This window comes from Maridesulfovibrio sp. (assembly GCF_963666665.1).
Taxonomy (GTDB): Bacteria; Desulfobacterota; Desulfovibrionia; order Desulfovibrionales; family Desulfovibrionaceae; genus Maridesulfovibrio.
Genome location: NZ_OY762999.1, coordinates 2,829,411 through 2,848,086, shown reverse-complemented (window position 1 = coordinate 2,848,086; position 18,676 = coordinate 2,829,411). Strand labels below are relative to the sequence as shown.

Annotated in this window: 16 protein-coding genes; 5 read left to right on the top strand and 11 right to left on the bottom strand. The window is 48.4% G+C overall.

Going from position 1 to position 18,676, the window contains the following annotated elements:
• Positions 1 to 135: 135 nt before the first annotated feature.
• From fabG to ACKU40_RS13020, 4 genes are all read right to left on the bottom strand, one after another.
• Positions 136 to 858, bottom strand: a complete 723-nt coding sequence (gene fabG / locus ACKU40_RS13035; RefSeq protein WP_320173228.1) for a 3-oxoacyl-ACP reductase FabG — start codon at positions 856 to 858, stop codon at positions 136 to 138.
• Positions 859 to 931: 73 nt separating this feature from the next.
• Positions 932 to 1,105, bottom strand: coding sequence for a hypothetical protein (locus ACKU40_RS13030; protein ID WP_320173227.1), 174 nt, complete (start codon positions 1,103 to 1,105; stop codon positions 932 to 934).
• 67 nt (positions 1,106 to 1,172) lie between these two features.
• The gene (locus ACKU40_RS13025; RefSeq protein WP_320173226.1) at positions 1,173 to 2,660 is read right to left on the bottom strand and encodes a diguanylate cyclase; all 1,488 of its coding nucleotides are present in this window, start codon (positions 2,658 to 2,660) and stop codon (positions 1,173 to 1,175) included.
• Between the two features lie 45 nt (positions 2,661 to 2,705).
• Positions 2,706 to 4,652, bottom strand: coding sequence for an ATP-binding protein (locus ACKU40_RS13020; RefSeq protein ID WP_320173225.1), 1,947 nt, complete (start codon positions 4,650 to 4,652; stop codon positions 2,706 to 2,708).
• Positions 4,653 to 4,869: 217 nt separating this feature from the next.
• Here ACKU40_RS13020 and ACKU40_RS13015 point away from each other — a divergent pair, with 217 nt between their 5' ends.
• The 3 genes from ACKU40_RS13015 to ACKU40_RS13005 all read left to right on the top strand — a co-directional run bounded on the left by ACKU40_RS13015 (position 4,870) and on the right by ACKU40_RS13005 (position 9,736).
• Positions 4,870 to 6,027, top strand: a complete 1,158-nt coding sequence (locus ACKU40_RS13015; protein WP_320173224.1) for an efflux RND transporter periplasmic adaptor subunit — start codon at positions 4,870 to 4,872, stop codon at positions 6,025 to 6,027.
• A complete protein-coding gene (locus ACKU40_RS13010; protein WP_320173223.1) occupies positions 6,027 to 9,266 on the top strand; it encodes an efflux RND transporter permease subunit in 3,240 nt (1,079 codons plus the stop codon). The genes ACKU40_RS13015 and ACKU40_RS13010 overlap by 1 nt, the downstream gene beginning before the upstream one ends.
• Before the next feature lie 107 nt (positions 9,267 to 9,373).
• A complete protein-coding gene (locus tag ACKU40_RS13005; RefSeq protein ID WP_320173222.1) occupies positions 9,374 to 9,736 on the top strand; it encodes a cupin domain-containing protein in 363 nt (120 codons plus the stop codon).
• Positions 9,737 to 9,781: 45 nt separating this feature from the next.
• On the opposite strand, the gene ACKU40_RS13000 is transcribed toward ACKU40_RS13005, so the two are convergent.
• Positions 9,782 to 11,182, bottom strand: a complete 1,401-nt coding sequence (locus ACKU40_RS13000) for an ATP-binding protein (RefSeq protein ID WP_320173221.1) — start codon at positions 11,180 to 11,182, stop codon at positions 9,782 to 9,784.
• 155 nt (positions 11,183 to 11,337) lie between these two features.
• Positions 11,338 to 12,330 (bottom strand): aldo/keto reductase, encoded by a 993-nt coding sequence (locus tag ACKU40_RS12995; protein ID WP_320173220.1) that lies wholly within the window; start codon positions 12,328 to 12,330, stop codon positions 11,338 to 11,340.
• A 108-nt stretch (positions 12,331 to 12,438) separates the two neighbouring features.
• Between ACKU40_RS12995 and ACKU40_RS12990 the strand changes: the two genes are divergently transcribed.
• Together ACKU40_RS12990 and ACKU40_RS12985 are read left to right on the top strand one after the other, a co-directional pair.
• Positions 12,439 to 13,323 carry a LysR family transcriptional regulator gene (locus ACKU40_RS12990; protein ID WP_320173219.1) on the top strand — a complete coding sequence of 295 codons (885 nt, stop codon included), beginning with the start codon at positions 12,439 to 12,441 and terminating at the stop codon, positions 13,321 to 13,323.
• Between the two features lie 104 nt (positions 13,324 to 13,427).
• Positions 13,428 to 13,658, top strand: coding sequence for a hypothetical protein (locus ACKU40_RS12985; protein WP_320173218.1), 231 nt, complete (start codon positions 13,428 to 13,430; stop codon positions 13,656 to 13,658).
• A 46-nt stretch (positions 13,659 to 13,704) separates the two neighbouring features.
• Here the strand turns inward: ACKU40_RS12985 and ACKU40_RS12980 are convergent, their stop codons facing one another.
• From ACKU40_RS12980 to ACKU40_RS12960, 5 genes are read right to left on the bottom strand one after another with little or no spacing between them, the layout of a single operon-like run.
• On the bottom strand, positions 13,705 to 15,648 hold the full coding sequence (locus ACKU40_RS12980; protein ID WP_320173217.1) for a sugar nucleotide-binding protein: 1,944 nt from the start codon (positions 15,646 to 15,648) through the stop codon (positions 13,705 to 13,707).
• A 13-nt stretch (positions 15,649 to 15,661) separates the two neighbouring features.
• On the bottom strand, positions 15,662 to 16,729 hold the full coding sequence (locus ACKU40_RS12975; RefSeq protein WP_320173216.1) for a radical SAM protein: 1,068 nt from the start codon (positions 16,727 to 16,729) through the stop codon (positions 15,662 to 15,664).
• A gap of 12 nt (positions 16,730 to 16,741) precedes the next feature.
• Positions 16,742 to 17,401, bottom strand: coding sequence for a class I SAM-dependent methyltransferase (locus tag ACKU40_RS12970; RefSeq protein WP_320173215.1), 660 nt, complete (start codon positions 17,399 to 17,401; stop codon positions 16,742 to 16,744).
• 11 nt (positions 17,402 to 17,412) lie between these two features.
• The gene (locus ACKU40_RS12965) at positions 17,413 to 17,976 is read right to left on the bottom strand and encodes a hypothetical protein (protein ID WP_320173214.1); all 564 of its coding nucleotides are present in this window, start codon (positions 17,974 to 17,976) and stop codon (positions 17,413 to 17,415) included.
• A 50-nt stretch (positions 17,977 to 18,026) separates the two neighbouring features.
• Entirely contained in the window at positions 18,027 to 18,638 is a 612-nt protein-coding gene (locus ACKU40_RS12960) for a class I SAM-dependent methyltransferase (RefSeq protein ID WP_320173213.1), read from the bottom strand.
• Positions 18,639 to 18,676: the final 38 nt, after the last annotated feature.

The window sequence follows — 18,676 nt, the reverse complement described above, 5'->3', positions numbered from 1 at the left end:
AAAGCTCCCGGATACTTGGTCTGGCGTTCTTAAATTAAGTCCATAACGGACAAAGCCATATTTATTTTAAGATAAAAATAAATATATTATTATTTATTCATCTAATCCATATTGATGAATTTGATGATTGTAATACTAGGTATGAATGCCGCCGTTAACCGCAATGGTCTGCCCGGTAATGTAGGAGGCCTTATCCGAACAGAGAAAGGATACAACTCCGGCAACTTCCTGCGGTGTTCCCAGTCTTTTCAGCGGGATCTGTTCTTTAATCTGGTCTACGGGCAGCTCGGCAACCATGTCGGTCTCGATAAATCCGGGAGTAACCGCATTGACCAGAATATTGCGTTTGGCAACTTCTACCGCCAGAGAACGGGTTGCCCCGATGAGCCCGGCCTTGGCTGCGGAGTAGTTGGTCTGTCCGGCAACTCCGGTTTCGCCGGAAGTGGAAGCGATATTGATGATTCGTCCGGTCCGTTTACGCAGCATGCGCGAAACAACCGGCTTGGTTACATTGAAAAATCCGCTCAGGTGTACTTGCAGAACTTTGTTCCAGTCGTCGGAAGACATCATCATCATGATTGAATCGCGCGCGAATCCGGCATTATTGACCACGATGTAAGGAACCTCTTCCTGCAAGAGCGGGGAAAGAGCGCTTTCAACAGCATCTTCATCGGTGACATCAAACTTAAGCATGGTGCATTTCCGGCCGGCCTCGCGGATGGCGCCAGCGGTTTTTTCCGCACCTTCATCATCACTGCGGTAGTTGAGCCAGATATCGTAGCCGTCTTCAGCCAGTTGCAGGGCGATAGCTGCGCCGATGCCTTTGCTGGCACCTGTAATTAAAGCAATTTGCGACATGTTTTGTCCGGGGAAAATTCGTTTAATGCAAAAAGGGGCTCAAGGCCCCTGTCTGCGGAATTGTCGGTTAAAATTAAATTGCGTCTTCTTCAGAAGTTCTGCCATCTTTGTAGCCCTTCTTGAACTCACCGGGCATTTCCTTAACTTCTTTGATGGTTTGACCTGTGGCTTTGCCGATTTTCGCACAGCCAAGGGAAGAAATCATAAGTGCTGCAATGATCAGTGCAGCGGCAATTCTGGTGATCATATCTCCTCCAGCTTTTATTTTTTGTTGTGAATAACTACTCCAGTCTTTTCTAAAAAGTCAATTCCGCTCAACGTATCAGGCAGCCTGTCAGGGTTTCCAGTCTGTTACGTCCCTTTTGTTTGGCTTCATAGAGCGCTGAATCGGCGCATTCGATCAAACGGGTCGGGGTGGTCAGGCGGCCGTCGTTGCTGGCTAGCCCTATACTGATAGTCATACTGTGTTTTTTGCCGTCATATTCAAAGGGCGTGGATTCAACTGCACGTAGGAGTCTATCACCGATTGCGGATGCTGTTTTCTGGTCCGTCCCCGGTAGAAGCAGGGCGAATTCATCTCCTCCCAGACGGGCCAGCAGGTCTTTGCGTCTCAACAGGGATTCGCAGATGTTCGCCAGATGCCGCAGCCCTTGGTCTCCGGCCTGATGTCCGTACTGATCGTTAAGCTCTTTAAAGTGGTCAACATCAAAAAAGAGCACCGAGGAGGTAATACCCTCACTGCTGGAGTGGTCAATAGATTCCTGAAGGCGATGTTCAAATAGACGGCGGTTGGCTACTCCGGTGAGCGGATCAGTAATCGCTTCTTCGCGTAAGCGTTCTTCTTCGCGTTTTCGCTTGCGTATATCGATCAGTATCCCGGCCAGCTGTTCCGGATTGCCGTTTTTGCCGCTACGGATGTTACCTATCAGTTCGACCCAGCGCAGGTCACCGCAATCAGTGAACAGGCGCATATCAAAGCGGAATATCTTTTTGCGGTCTCCTTTGAGATATCTCCTCGCTGCTGAAATAAGCGGGCGGCGGTCGTCCGGATGAATCAAGTGCAGGGCTTTATGCAGTGAAAATCGGATGTTGTCGGTAGGCACAGGGACCGAATGCAGAAGTTCCGGTGAGCACCAGACCTGTCCGGTCTTGAAATCAAATTCCCAGACACTGCTGTCAGTTAATTGCTTGAGAATACTGAATTGCCTGCGCTTGGCGCTGAGGCGGTCACGGAGTACCGCATTTGAAATAAGATATCCGGCGGTCTTGAGCAGGGCGATTTCTACATCCGACCAGTCGTAGTTTCGTTCACAATCGTCAAAGCCTAAAGTGCCCCACCAGCGATCTTCAACCATGACCGGGATGGTCAGCATTGATTTGATCTTCTGGACTTCAAGAGTGTCTTTGAGCCAGCCCGGTTCAAGTTGGTCGACGACCATTTTCTGCCATTCCCCGCGCAATCTGCTCTGGATGGTTTCCCGGTATTCAGGGCGGTTGATCTTGTTGGTGAACATACTGAACATGGGCATGCCCAGTTGTTTGAAGCGGGGGGCGGCAGCCCATTCAAAAGTGTAGTTCTGGGTAATATGAGTGTCGGTGACTTCAATGGTCCGGAAAATCCAGACCCGGCTCACACCTGTTACCCGTCCAAGCGCAGCCAGAAGATCGTTGACTCCCTCCGGCCAGCCTTTACCGGATGTGAGTTCTTCCGCACTCCGGGCAATGGCAGAGAGCACTGCAGCATTGGACCCCTCTTCATAAGAGTTGCCAAGGTTTTTGAAATTCCCCGTAGTTATACCCATAAGATGTCGTATTTCATGTATAAGTTGGGTTCGTCAACCTGTGGATCAGGATGTTTTATTCTGTTGAAGTGCTTTCATGATCACTTCATAGAGCTCTTCTTTGTCCACCGGTTTGGCAATATAGTCGTTCATACCCTGTTTGATGAATTGTTCCCGGTCACCATGCATGGCGTAAGCGGTAATGGCAATAATCGGGATGCGCTTGTTGTGCGCTCCGGCTTCACCTCTTCTGATGGCTTTTGTAGCCTCAATACCGTTCATGACCGGCATTTGCACATCCATAAGGACAAGATTGAAATCTTCATAGAATAATTTGTCCAGTAATTGCTGACCGTCGGTTACCGTGTCTACAGTGAATCCCTGCTGTTCAAGATATTGCTTGGTGTAGAGCCGGTTTATTTTTTCATCTTCAGCTATGAGGATACGGTAGTTGCCGAATGAGGTCGTTGTTTCCGGTTCAGTTTCATAATGTTCGCGATCAAAAGTTTTTCGGTCAGGTATAGTAAACGGAATGGACAGGTAAAATGTGGTTCCTTCGCCGACAGTGCTTTCCACGGCGATAGTGCCGCCCATAAGCTCGGTCAGCCGTTTGCATATGGATAACCCCAGTCCTGCGCCTTGGTATTGGCGCGTATATCCTTCGCTGGCTTGGGTAAAAGATTGAAAAAGCTGGTTCATTTTGTCTTCGGCAATTCCTACCCCGGTGTCTTCAACCGTAAACAGAATCTGACGGTCATCGCGGGTGTTGCGGGGTAAAGGATGTGCTGCGATTGCGACATGGCCTTCATGGGTGAATTTTAAGGCATTGCCGACAATGTTGGTCAGGACCTGTTGTAAACGGGCCGGATCTCCAACGACGTATTCGGGGAGTTCCGCCGGCAGGCTGAGCTCCAGTTTGACACCCGAATGCCGTGATGTGATTTCGAAAAGTTCAAAGACGTGTTTCAATTCATCAGCAGGGTTGAATTCATTATTATGGAGGTCCAGTTTGCCTGCTTCAACCCGGGCCAGATCGAGAATATCCGACAGCACATTGTTCAGCCGTTTGGATGCCTGCATTGCCGCATTGATATATTCTTCCTGCTTGGGCGTCCGGGTCTCCGATTCCATAAGTTGCAGCATGCCCATTATCCCGTTCAGCGGGGTGCGTATTTCATGGCTCATATTGGCCAGAAATTCGGATTTGGTCCTGCTGGCTGCTTCAGCTTTTGCTTTTTCCTGCTCTACCCGTTCAAGGGCATTTTTCAGTTCAGTAACATCGCGGACAATTCCTTCAACCCTTATAGGGTTTCCCTCTTCATCGTAAAAGGGAACATTGCTTTGCTGCAGCCATTTTGTTTTACCGTAACGGTCTATGATCTGGTATTCCACAAGGGGGGCCATTTTTCCATGAGCCATGTCCATCCATTGCTGATGCATGAACTCCTGCCATTCCGGGTGGACCATATCAAAGAAAAACTGTGAGTCGGCGTAAAAAGTACCCGGGGGATATCCGGTGACATCCAGACAGGCCGGGCTGACATATTTGAAAGATTTATCGGGTACTGAAAAATAATAGATGAGATCCTTGGTGTTCTCCGCCATGATTTTAAAGCGGGCTTCAGTTTTAGCCAGTTCTTCTTCAACTCTTTTGCGTTCGGAGATGTCTTCGAGGGTGGCGATAACCTCGGTGGGATTTTTCCCTTTTTCAATCGGGTTGAATACGGCGCGGATATAGGTGGTTTTATTCCCGGTAACGGAGGTATAGAGATCTTCGTATTCAGACGTGTCTCCTTCAACAGCCTGCTTCACAGCGGCACTCATCTTAAGAGTGGTTCTCTCTATCGTGTTGAACCCGATAAGCTTTTCCCTGCTTGATCCCATCAAGTCTATGAATTTTTGATTGCAGTCTATAATGGTTCCGGTTTCATCAAAGCGGATCATTGCCAGCGGAGAAAATTCAAAAATCAACCTGTAGTGATCTATATCCTTTTGTCTTTCCTTGGTTCTCATCTATTCTCCGGAAATATATTATTAAACTTTTCGATATGAAAACTAAGAAACAATACAAGAAAATTAATCTATTGTGAATGAGTTGGGTGTTTTTTATAAAAGCTTACAGGCTCAGGTTTTAAAATTAATGATTGTAATTGAAACAGTTGCTTAAGGGCTGTATAAATCATGTAATAATATCTTTCACATATTCGTTTTAGCCTTTCTGGAGTAATGTATGACAAAAAAATGTATTCTGGTAGCCATGCTCGGTGCTGCGATAATGTTTCTAGTTCTTTGGATGACTGGTTCTTTTGAGTCCGGAATAATTGAACAGGGACGTGTTGTATCTCTCCGCAGGTTAGAAGTTCCGGCCGGTATTGCTGTTGCAGAATTAGCAGATGCTCCTGTCGTGTATGAAGCAGTCGGAACCGTCCGGCCTGAAACTGAAGCTTCCATTGAAGCACAGGTAACCGGCAAAGTGCTTAATGTCATGGTTCGTTCCGGTCAGAAGGTCCGCAAAGGCGATAAGCTCATTGTGATGGATGCCCGCGAGTTCAAGACTCGGCTTGAGAGTGCACAGCAAGGACTTATATCCGCAGAAGCCGCCGAACGTCAGGCCCGCGAAGCCATTAATGCGGCTAAGGCTGAATCAGGCACAGCCACTGCTACATGGAAGCGGATGAAGAAACTTTTTGCGGGTAAGGTTGCAACTCAGGATGAGCTTGACCGCGTGGAAGCAGCTTACCTTAAGGCCAGAGCTGCGCTGGCGCAGGCCGAGGACGGTCTGGACGTTGCCTCTGCAGGAGTGCTGCAGGCCCGTAAGGGAGTTGAAGCAGCCCGTATCAATCTTGATTATACAACTATTACCGCACCTGCAGATGGTGAAGTAGCCAAACGGATGGTTGAACCCGGAGATCTTGCTTTTCCCGGCAAGCCGCTCATGCTGATCCAGACCGGAGGAACATTACGTCTGGAAGCCCTTGTGCGTGAAGGTGTCATCGGACAGGTGCGCATCGGCCAGAAACTGGAAGTGGATATTCAGGCCCTGGGCGAGAAAGGAAAGGCGATAGTTGAGGAAGTTGTACCTTCCGCTGATCCTTTGACCCGTACCTTTTTGGTAAAAGTAGGATTGGAGCCGTTACCCGGACTTTATCCCGGAATGTTCGGACGTTTGCTTATACCTGTAGGGAAAAAACAGACTGTTTTCATCCCGGCAAGAGCAGTGTCCCGTGTAGGGCAGCTTGAGACTGTGCTGGTTAAAATCGGTGAAGCATGGGAGCCGGTCTACGTTCGCAGCGGTGCGAGATACGGAGATAGGCTGGAGATACTTTCGGGTCTGAGCGGTAATGAAACAGTGGGCTTTGAGCTTTCCGCCACCGGAGGGCAGCAATAATGTCTGCTCCATTGAATCCTGAACAGGCTCAAGGGCTGATTGCTTCGGCAGTCCGCTTCTTCCTTCATTCCAAACTGACAGTGGTGCTGGTCATCGGAGCTCTCTTGCTCGGTATTGCTGCTGTTCAGCTTACCCCGCGTGAGGAAGAACCGCAGATAGTGGTGCCCATGGCCGATATCATGGTGCAGGTTCCCGGCGCGGGGGTGGAAGAGGTTGAAAAGCTGATCACCACACCATTGGAACGTATCCTCTGGCAGATTGACGGTGTGGAATATGTTTATTCAGTTTCCCATCGGGATTCGTCCATGGTTACAGTTCGCTTCTACGTGGGCGAGGACCGTGAGGAGTCCTTGATAAAACTTCATAACGCCATTGCCAAGAATGCGGATATGGCTCCGGGAATTGCTGCCGGATGGGTTATCAAGCCTGTTGAAATTGATGACGTTCCCATCGTTGCCCTGACCCTTTATCCGGCTGAGGGCCGCGAAGATATTTCCGATTTTGAATTACGCAGGGTGGCTGAGGAGCTTGCTTCCAGGCTGGCAGAGGTGGAGAACCTTTCCCGCGTTTCCCTTGTTTCCGGGCGTTCCCGTGAGGTGCGGGTGGAATTGCTGCCCGAACGCATGGCCGGATTCAATGTTTCTCCGCTGGAAATAGCCGGAGCACTTCAAGGGGCGGATCAGTCCGCTGTTGCCGGGTCTGTGCTTTCCGGTAACCGCGAGATCGTTGTTTCCGCCAACTCCTTTTTGGAAGACGCTGCTGATGTGCGTAATCTTGTGGTCGGGGTGTTTAACTCCCGCCCGGTATATCTGCGCGATGTGGCAGAGGTCTTTGACGGTCCGCAAGAGGCAGACTCCTATTCGCGGATCGGTTTTTCCCGCATGTATTTGACCCGGACCGGACAGGACCCGGAGCATGGTTCCCGTCCGGCGGTTACCATCGCCTTTTCCAAGAAAAAAGGGACCAACGCGGTCAAGGTTGCCGAGGCTGTGCTGGAACGTATGGAACAGCTTAAGCAAGCCATCCTTCCTGCCGGGATCGAAGTGCAGGTGACCCGCGATTACGGCAAGACTGCCGATGCCAAAGTAGATGAATTACTCGGCTCACTGGGATTTGCGGTGGTTACCGTGGTTATCCTGCTGGCTTTTACCCTTGGCTGGCGCGAGGCTGCGGTTGTGGCCCTTGCTGTACCGATCAGTTTTTCGCTGGCCCTATTTGTCAACTATATGCTCGGTTACACCATCAACCGGGTAACTCTTTTCGCGCTTATTCTTTCCCTTGGGCTGGTGGTGGATGATCCGATCACCAATGTAGATAATATTCAGCGGCATATCCTCATGAAAAAGAAGAAGCCTTCCGAGGCGACTCTTGCTGCTGTCTCTGAGGTTTTGCCGCCGGTGATTATGTCCACGCTGGCGATTATTGTTTCATTTGTTCCGCTTTTTTTCATTACCGGGATGATGGGACCCTATATGGCTCCCATGGCTGCCAATGTCCCACTGACCGTGACTTTTTCCACAGTCTGCGCCCTGACTATTGTGCCTTGGATGGCTTTTCGCCTGCTTAAGGATTTGCAACCAAAGGCTGTTGCAAAATCTTCCGGGCCGGGACGCATCGAGTTTGGGTATACGCGGATAATCACGCCTTTTTTGGAGTCCCGCGTCCGTCGTTGGATGCTGGTGGGGGGTCTCGCAGTCGGTCTGGTCTTTTCCATGGCTTTGGCAGGAATGAGGTTGGTACCGCTTAAGATGTTGCCTTTTGACAACAAGAATGAATTTCAGATTGTTATCGACATGGATGAGGGTACGCCTCTTGAACAGACAGATCGGGTGGTCCGCGAGATGGAGCAGGTTCTTAAATCCGTGCCTGAAGTGACCAATTTCGTGACCTATGCCGGAGAGCCTTCACCTATGGATTTTAACGGTCTGGTCCGTCATTATTATTGGCGCGAGGGCGGACATATGGCTGATATACGGGTTAATCTTGCTGACAAGACTCAGCGAGAAGAGCAAAGCCATGCCATTGTGCTCCGTTTACGCAATGAATTGGAGCAGGTTGCTGCACATAACAATGCCAATATCAAGATTGTGGAATCTCCGCCCGGACCTCCGGTAATCTCCACTATCACTACAGAGGTATATGGGGCCGAGGACCGTCCTTATTCAGCCCTTATCGAAGGTGCACAGCAGATTGCAGATACCATGAAGCAGGAGTCCGGAGTGGTGGACATCGACACTTCCACCGAAGCGGATCAGGGCATGGTTGATTTTGTGCTCGATAAGGAAAAAGCTGCCCTGCATGGCGTTAGCGCCCGTGATGTAGTCAGCACCTTGCAGATGGCCTTGTCCGGCATGGTTCCGGCTAACATTCATGAACAGGGTGAACGAAATCCGCTTCCGGTGCGGCTTATCCTGCCGCTGCTGCGGCGGGCGGATGTTTCTTCCCTTGAACAGCTCAAGGTGCGCACTTTCGACGGTAAGAGTGTGCCGCTGGCAGAGCTTGGAAGGCTGGTAAGAATCAGCCGTGAGCAGCCTGTTTATCATAAGAACCTTAAGCGCGTGGTCTACGTATTTGCGGAAATGGCCGGACGCGCACCGGGGGAAGCCATTCTTGATATGCAGGGCAAGCTTGCCAAAGACCCGCTGCCTCCGTTCATCTGGTCTGATTGGGCCGGAGAGGGAGAGTGGCAGATTACCTTGGATGTTTTCCGCGACCTCGGTCTTGCGTTCGGTGCGGCCCTGCTGGGCATCTACATCCTGCTCATTGTGGAAACCGGGTCATTCGGGATGCCGCTCCTGATTATGTCTGCCATTCCGCTGACTTTGCTGGGTATCATGCCCGGATTCTGGCTGCTTAACCTGATCAGTGCCGGAACCGTTCAAGGATTAGTGGGTGAGGCTTTTGCCGATCCGGTATTCTTCACAGCCACAGGAATGATCGGCATGATCGCGCTGGGCGGAATCGTTATCCGTAATTCTCTGGTGCTTATCGATTTTATCCGCCAGTCCGTTGCGCAGGGTATGGAATTGAAGGAAGCAATCATCAAGTCTGGTTCGGTTCGTCTCAGGCCTATTGCCCTGACTGCGGCTACCACCGCCCTTGGAGCATGGCCCATCACCCTTGACCCGATCTTTTCCGGTCTGGCTTGGGCGTTGATTTTTGGGCTGTTTGCTTCAACCCTGTTTACGCTGTTGGTCATTCCGGTGGGATATTATGTTTTTGAGAAAGAAAATAAGTAAGATTGACTTACATCATATAAATCCTACTTTCTTTGTGTGAAATGTAAGCCGTAGCGGTTGAGAAATTCAACCTGAATCCCAAACCCGACCTTTACATGGAGGTTGATATGGCTGACTTGGAACTCAAGAATCTTAAGGATGTAACCATAAAGAATATTGACCATAACAAGGTGCTGAACCTGACCGATCTGGTTGTTTATCAGGATGGGCAGGTGGTCAGCAGAACCCTTTCACAGGTTAAGCAGATTTCCCTGACTTTGTTTGCTTTTGATGCCGGTGAAGGACTCAGCACTCACAGTGCACCGGGAGATGCCATGGTGCAGATACTGGATGGAGTGGCCCAAGTGACCATCGGCGATGAAGTGTTTAATGTAGCGGCTGGCGAATCTATCATAATGCCTGCAAATGTTCCCCACGGTCTTGAGGCCCGGGAGCGGTTCAAGATGCTGCTGACCTTGATTAAGCAGTAAGATATATGAATGAAGTAGAAAGCCCGGTTTTTCGGGCTTTCTTTTTTATTGTGTTTTACAGCAATCGCAACTGCCTTCCGGCAGGGTGATAATAAATTTTGTCCCTTTGCCTAGGGTGCTTTTTACTTCCATCCGTCCTTTATGCTGCTCTGTGATGATAAAATAAGATATCGATAATCCCAGTCCTGTCCCTTTGCCGACATCTTTGGATGTGTAGAAGGGTTCGAACACTTTTTTCAGTTTGTCTTGCGGAATACCGGGACCGTTGTCTTCCACCTCAATGAAGACCAAATGCTTGCCGTTTTTTACCCGCAGTTGCAGTTGCGGGAAATCCCCTTGCGGGTATTTCTTTTCTGCCATGGCTTCACATGCATTCTTCATCAGATTCATAAGTACCTGCTGTATCTCACTTTGGATGCAGCATATAGATAATGGTTGTTGTGGATAATCCTTGGAGATTTCTATTTGATTGAATTTGGTGTTGCTGCTGAAGCTGAAATCAGATCTGATCAGATCAATGCTTTCATCTATCAATGCCGAGATTTGGCAGGTGTGCATTCTTTTAGAACCACCACGGCTGAAATTAAGCATGCTTGAAACAATTTGAGATGCACGATTCCCGGCATCAGAAATTGAACTAATCATACGCAGGATATCCCTTTTGCGCATGTATTCCCGCATGGAATCCAAGTCCGCATTGCATTCCTTGGCAATATGCAGATTTCGCGGGGTGTCATTGAATATACGGTTGGTGATGTTTTGGCATGCACCAAGTATAGCCGAGAGCGGATTGTTTATTTCGTGGGCAATTCCTGCAGCCATACCTCCAAGTGAACTCATTTTCTCGTTCTGGACCATCAGTTCCAGTGTCTGAATTCTATGGGTAATGTCTCGCGCTACAGCTAAACATAATTTTTTCCCATCCTCCTCAAACATGCAGCCGACCACTTCTACCGGAAAAATAGAGCCGTCTTTGCGTTTGTGTCTGGTTTCCAGTTTCAGATGTTGATCCAGATTAATTTGGATCACCTGTTTTACCCATTGTTTAAGATCGAGATCAGGGTCTATCTGATCAAGGTACATTCCTATTAGTTCTTCGCGGCAGTAGCCAAGAGAGTTCATAGCCTGCTTATTTATATCTATGATCTTACCTTCAGAATTGAGAAGGAAGAATGGGTCGGCAATATTGTCGAGTAGCCTTCTATAGTTCTGTTGGCTCTTCTGCATGGATCGATCATATTTTTCAATCAGAAAATATATTATTGCAGTGCTGATCAGGACATAAAACCAGCCTTTGAAAGTTTGTATCTGGTTAATCAATTCCGTATCTCGCACAAAAAAGGTCAGAAGTTTATCCGAGAATAAAATCCAGAAAAAACCAAATAGGGCATACATAGCAGCGATAAGCAGGGCAATGTGTGGACGTTTAACTCTATATTTACTCATCAGATCCTGTCCGGTATGTTTAAAAATAAGACCAAGCACTAATGTTGCTGGTCTACTATACCATGCCGTGACTGGTGAGTACAGAATTGAACAGGTCTATGACTTCAGACTTTACCCCCCTTCCTGCGATAATCACTGGAAGGGGGATTGTCGATTTATACATTCACTCCTTTCATGCCTTCATCTGTATAGCGGTTTCCTTGGACCTTGCTGGTATTGAGGATTGTTTCAATGGCCGCAAGGTCGTCATTACTCAGGTTAACCTGTGTCGCCCCGATGTTGGAATCAAGGTTTTTAATTTTTGTAGTTCCGGGAATGGGGATGATATTCTCTGCCTGCGCGCAGACCCAGGCCAGTGAGAGCTGGGCCAGTGTGCAGCCTTTTTCTTCTGCAATCAGGGCAAGGGCATCGGCGATGGTTTTGTTGCTGTCATATGCTTCACCTTGAAATCGGGGCAGCATGTTTCTGAAGTCCGTTTTGTCTTCTGAGGGCTTCCAGTTGCTGAGCAGGCCCCGGCAGATGGGGCTGTAGGGAACAAAGCTGATTCCAAGTTCGCGGGTCAGGGCCAGTATTTCAGTTTCCGGGTCGCGGGTAAGCATGGAGTATTCCGATTGCAGGGCCGAAAGCGGGTGGACTGCATGGGCACGGCGCAGGGTTTCTGCTGAAGCTTCAGATATACCGATGGCTTTGATCTTACCTTCTTCCACGAGTCTGGACATTTCTCCGATTGTATCTTCAATGGAAGTTTCCTTGTCCACGCGGTGGATGTAGTAGAGGTCAATATAATCAGTTCCCAGACGGCGCAGGCTTTCGTGACATGATTTACGGATATATTCGGGCTTGCCGCTGATTGTTCTGGCGTATTCGCCGTTCTCACGCACAATACCGAATTTAGTGGCAATCACCGCTTCGTCTCGGCGTCCTTGCAGGGCTTTTGCGAGCAGTTTTTCATTATGTCCTCCGCCATACATGTCTGCGGTATCAAAGAAATTAACTCCCTGATCAAGGGCGTGTTGGATTAATTCGCAGCCCTGTTTTTCAGACGCAGGCTGGCCGTAAAATTCGCTCAGCCCCATGCATCCGAGGCCGATGGGTGAAATTTTGATGTCGCTGTTGCCGAGTGTTTTCATGTTCATTTCTACAGACATAATTATCTCCGGTTATTTGGTGTTGGTGGATGAGTGATAATTATGCCCAGGTAATAAATATGTCGAATATATCTTTTGAGTCAGAGTAATATCTGTTAGATATTACTGATGGAAACACGACAGCTTAAATATTTTCTGGCGGTGGCAGAAGAACTGCATTTCGGGAGGGCTGCCAAGCGGCTGTTTATTTCACAGCCTCCATTGAGTCAGCAGATCAAGAAGTTTGAGGATGAACTCGGGGTCAAACTCTTCCAGCGTAACAAACGTTCAGTTGCTTTAACTGCTGCTGGAGTTTCATTGCTTCGGGATGTCCCCGGAATCTTGCGGGCCATTGATCGGGCTAATGCTAATCTGCTTGATGCCGCAACCGGGCAGGGCGGTCAATTTACTCTGGGGTATATCGGGCCTGCCCTTGAGACTCCTCTGGCTGATATCATTCGTGAATATAAAGGACAGTATCCCGCCGTACGGCTGGATTTGCGGGAGATGTTCACCAACGATCAGCTCAAGGCCGTGCGCAGCGGTGATATTGATGCCGGGATTGTCCGCTTGTTTCGGCATGATGTTTCAGATCTGGATTGCGAGTTGTTTCACCGTGAATCATATGCCTTGGTTGTGCCGGAGGATCATTACCTTGCTGAAAGTGCAGTGGTGGATGTCTCGGAGTTGGCCGGCGAACAGTTCATTTTCTTTCCGCGTGAAAGCCATCCCCGCTTATATGACGAATGGATGAGAGTCTTTTCGGAAGCCGGATTTGTCCCTGATGTAGTTCAAGAGGCAACCCGCAAGAGTGCGACAGTTGCTCTTGTTGCAGCAAATATGGGAATCGGCATTGTGCCGGAAAGTATGGCTCGTATAAAGCCGCAGGGGGTTGTGTTTAAAAGGTTGAGCGGAGATTTTCCGGTAATTGAGATGTACTTGATTCATAGAAGTACAAACGGTTTTCCGGCAGTAGATAATTTTATAGCCGCTGTCCGGCAGAATTTGGCTTAACAAAAGCAGGATAAAAATTGAGAGTGATATTTGCCTTCAGGCTTTGCACTGTAATTATGAGAGGTATAAATTGTACTCTCACAGTGAAAACATAGGAGGTCGTTATGGCTCTTGGAAGAATAGTGATTTTTGCAGCCGGTGCCACTGCCGGAATTTTGGCCGGATATGCTTTAAAGTCTGAAAAAGTCCGTCCGGCGGCAGTCTGTACTGTCAAAGCGGGATTGAAGGCTAAGGATTGGACCGTCAAGCAGTATGAAGGCATCAAGGATGATGTGAAATCGCTGGTTGAACAGGCCCGTGAAAAAGGAAGTGCCGCAAGTAACTTACGGCCTTAGGTACTTATTAATATTAAGACCTGCTTTTTGTTAAAAGCAGGTCTTTTTATTTGTCTGGGAGAACAAAATTAACGTGAAAGTATTTTTTATTGATCCGTTCGGCAATACGTATGCCCAACTCTTTGTTGAATCCCATGATTACAGCCGTTTTTGACGGGATATCTGACGGTCCTATGATGGGTAAGCCCATGTGTGTCTGACTCTGTTTGGATGGGTCTTCATCTACGAAAAAGGCTGCATTTTTAAGCGCCGCTGCCAGCCATGTCCCGGCAATTGCTGTGCCGAAAATTCCCACTTGCTGTTTCGCGCAGGACCGCTTTGCTTTGCTGACCAGTTGCTCCAGCCAGCTTAGTGATTCGGTCATGCTATGTAGGTTTTTCTTAACTTGTGCATGAGTGTGCAGCCGGGGACCTTTGCGGGCGATAATGCCTATTTCTTTTGCCAGCCATGGATCGGTTTGTCCGGTAATTCCCAGTCCTGCCTGTGTTGCCAGAAATTGCAGCGTGTCCGGGGTAAAATGGGAGCAATGATCACAGACCATGAGATCAAAAGGATTGTCCGCAAAAGATGAAGTGTGGATTATGATATGACCACCCTCACGGAGCAATCCGGTAAGTTCTTTGAGCGTGCCCAGCGGATCGGTCAGGTGCTCAATGACGTAGGTCATAGTGATCAGATCAAATTTGCGGTCGATATTTACTAAGGGTCCTGAATAGAATCCCTGAACTCCGGGAATATGAAGTATCTCTTCGCGCTGCGCCGATTGTTCGTGTCCGTACAATTCCCATTCGGGGCGGCGCAGGTGAAATTGCTGCAAGAGACTTCCGTTGCCGCAGCCTACATCCAGCAGAGCTCCTTCTTCAGGGAGAGAAAGAGCGGCAATGATGTGGTTCAGCAGAATTCCGCTGCGTGGGGTCCCTTCGCCTTTTTCATCAAAGATGAGTGGCTCGTTGCCCGCGCTTAAGGGGTACATTTCATACCCGGAATATATTTCACTGATGTCCTTGAACCACTGTGCAGAAAGTTTTTTCTGGGGGTGTCCGCACGTTTTGCAGAGCATGAATTCTCCTGAACGCGGCCAAGGCTTACAGTCAGAGGTTATGCCGGGAAAATTCTTAAATTGATCAAAGTGGTGCAGGTCGCTGCCACCGCAGAGCAGGCAGCGGGGTTGTATCAACTTTTCAATAACCTGCTTTGGAGCGGGAAACTTGAATTTGATCATTTCTTCAGTCGTGTTTGAATCAAGCCCGCAATGTGGCGGGCAGGAGTCAAGGAATCCTTTGCAGTTGGCAGGCCTGATGAGTTCGGAATTGAAGCCTGATTGTTCACAGAGCATTCGTCCGAAGTCAAGATAGCTGATTTCTTGCGGGCCGGAGCAATGAAAAATACCGTTGCCGTCCTTTTTCATGATTTCACAGCAGGCAAAGGCCGCATCTTCAAAAAGTACTGGGGCAATGCTCAGGTCCTTGAATGGAGTGATTTCGTGTCCGTTAGCGAGCTTTTCCAGCCAATCGGAAATGAGCGGTGTATTGTGGTCCAGAAGCTTCGTCAGACGCACTATGGCTGTCCGGGTCGGGTATTGACGTAGGAAGTCTTCAACTTCTTTTTTCTGATGGCCATATTTCGTATTGGGGCAGGTGGGAGTGTCAGGTTTTGGAAATGGTGTCTGCCCGTCAAAGACAGCTGTGCTGGAAGGAAATAGAATTTTAGTTCCGCGATTAAGCAGAAAGCGGCAAAGCTTAATTGTGCGATCCACGTTTACCAAGCGTGATTCTGGATTCTCTGCACATTCTTTGTAACCGGAGATTCCGGCAGCCAGTACCGCCCAATCCGTTTCAGGAAGACTAGTGAACTTTAGTTCATCTTTTAAATCTAACGGAATTAATTGCAGGTCCTTACGCGAGGTTTGCGATACTTCGTGGCCGCATTTTACAAACTGCTTCGTGATTGCATTGCCCAGCGCGCCGTCTCCGATAACCAGAATTTTCATGGACTGTACCCGATTAGACAAAGGGTAGATGATCGGGATTGGCATTCAGGTAATCGTGGATCAACATGTTTTTACCGTTGGAAACGCAGTGGTGGTTGCAATCTTTTGCCGGGTTGATCTTGAAGAACTTATCGCGATTATTGAACCAAAAATATTTAAAGCGCACATCTTTGATAGAACCGAGTGATCCACAATCAAGATTGTAGGCTTTGTCCTGACAGGAATAGACCTGCTGGTCCGCGCCGATTACCGGAAGAACCTGCTGGTATGGGCACCATTGGTAGGATTTATCGAATTTTTCATCCAGCTCATGATAGGCGTCAAAGACCTCGAAACCATCTGTTTGCAGTTCGGCCTTAGCCCGCTGGGTCTGTTCCTTGATCCGTCCGAAAACCGGAGCGTGATAACGGTTGTTCTCGTGCCCGTCATTACTGACAACGCAGCCGGAAAATTTGATGCTGTCTACTCCCGCATCTTTAAGTTTTTGGCCCATTTCAATAACGTGCTCTGCATTGTCGCGGTTAATAACGTAGCTTACACCCAGAAAACATTTTCCGTTCAATTTCTTGAAATTTTCAATGTTGGTCATGATTTTGGAAAATTCATCATTCCCAACCGAACGAAAGCGGGCATAACTGGGACCGTCCCAGCCATCCATGGAAATCCTGATCCATGTGCCCAGGGATGAAAAAACTTCAGCCACTTCACCGTGCAACAGGCTTCCATTGGTCAGGGAGGCTATGCTGACCCCGCCCTCGGCCAGAGAGCGTGCGGTTGTTGCCAGTTGCGGATAGCAGAGCGGTTCACCACCGCCGCTGAAAGTTACAGCCTTAACACCCATTTCAATGCAATCTGCAACAATCTCTTTCATCTTTGTCGCCGGGATGCGGTCAGCAATGGACATGTCCTGCCCCAATTGCAGGGAGGGGTTGCGGTAAGCACAGTAGGAACAGCTATGGTTGCATGCATTGGTTGGCTTGATGCGGATGTGTAGGGGGGCTTCAGTCCGTTTCGATTCCGGGGGTAATGAATCAAGCTTGTGCTGGTAATGGAAAATTTTCAGGTTGGTGTAGAGCTGCATTTTGTGCCTCGTTTATTCAAAGTAGATGAATTCGTAGTCGCCGGTGTAGTTGAATTCTGTGAAGAGCCATTCCCATTCTTCTTTACTGAAAAAAGATTCACAGGTCAGGGCCCAGCATTGGAGGTTAAACAATTCCTGCTCATTGCGGAAGCTTTCCACGCAAAGATATTTATTTCGCCCGACCCGTACCATTTCGCCCAGTGCTTTCTTGAGATTGAAGACGGGCAGGTTGTGCAGGGAATTGATGGAAATGACTAGATCGAATTCGTTATAATCGTATGGGAAAGGTTCTTCGGCTCGTTGTATGAACAGGTTTTTTCTGATTTCTTCTTTTGCGCCTTCGAGACCGTGGCGGGAAATATCAAATCCATGAACTTCCATGCCCAGCCTATGTAGTTCAAAGAGCAGGAAGGCCTTACCGCAGCCCACATCCAGAATACGTGCTCCCTTTTCAAGGCCGTAGGTCTCGATCAGTTTTTCAGCCACCGGGGTCCAGTAGTCTTCCAGATAACGGTATCCGCCATAACCAAAGCGGCGGTCACCGTCCCAGTAATCGAATTCATATTCCTTGGCCTTAAGCATGCAATCTACTTTGTTATCGTTCATGCGCTGCAGGTATTCGCGTTTGGTTGATGTATGCAGCGGTGTAACAAGATTGAGCAGTTTTCCCATGAAATATCCTCTTAACAGGCCAGAATGATGGTCGCGTTTGCCGGTGAGATCAGTGGATGTTGTTGCCCTTTGCCGAAAGTAAAAACGTGGTTGAAATGCTTTTCGGCAACGCTTTTTAGAAAGATGAACTCTTGATCACTTTTGTCTCCGGCTATCAGAACTCCACCGTTCCGGAGCATCTTTACGCTGTCAGCTACAAAAGTTTTCCACTCCATTTCAGACATTTCTCCGTTTGCATCAAAGCGGACTATAACATCGAACTCATCATCAGCAGAGCGCAGAATTTCATCATGCTTTTCAAATATGATTTTCTCATCCGGCCACGCAGCGCGTATCTCATCCAGCGGATCGGAGGAGTCAATTACAGCCACTACCGGACCAGTTTCACAGGCTACGGTCCATCCGCCAAGTCCTTCCAGATGATCATAGACCAGCACTTTTTCTTTTTTGCCGATCATTTTCCCAGCGAACTTGAACCACGAGCATTGCTCCATCAATCCGTAAGGATCATGGGTAAAAGCTTGAGCGAGCTTCGGTGTCAGTGGACCATGATCATCCCCAAATTCATCAATCATATTAGTCCAGCTTGTTTCTGAATTTTCTTTAGAATTTATCATGACTATTTCTAAGTAATTTTATTGCAGCCCACAGCAAAAAGATAATGGGCCATGGGATGATATCCTGTGTGAACCACTTCATCGTTCATGGAAAAAATGAACACGTTCTTAAAGTAGTTTTCCGAAGTTGATTTTAACCGCTTAGCATCGAACATATTAACATGACCGCGCATACTTTCCGGCGATGCATAAGGGGTGCTGGTAATGTTCGGGGTGCCGATAACGCAGACTCCATTTGCAGTAATGTTGTCGTATATTGTTTTGAAAAAAGCATCTTCATCTGCGCCTTTAGAAATATGCTCGACAACATCAAGGCTGACCACTGCTTCAAATTTGCCTTCATCCATATTCAGGAAATTTTCATTTTTAAAGCGTACCGTATCTGTTGCAAAATTGTTCTGGGCCGTTTCAATAGCCGGGGTGTCGAGGTCCATACCGAGATACGGTTTTGTTCCACCGTGCAGCATGGAAGCTCCAATCCCCTCGCTGCAGCCCAGCTCAAGAATGCTTCCGCAGTCGGTGGTCATCTGGGCAGCAAAGGAGTAGCGGGCCAGTACGAATGCCAGTCGCTTAGGGTCCTTTTTAAGGTTGTATGCCATATGCGGTGATAGTCTGATCATTTAATTTTGCCTCCGGCGGCTTAAACCATTTTGTAAAA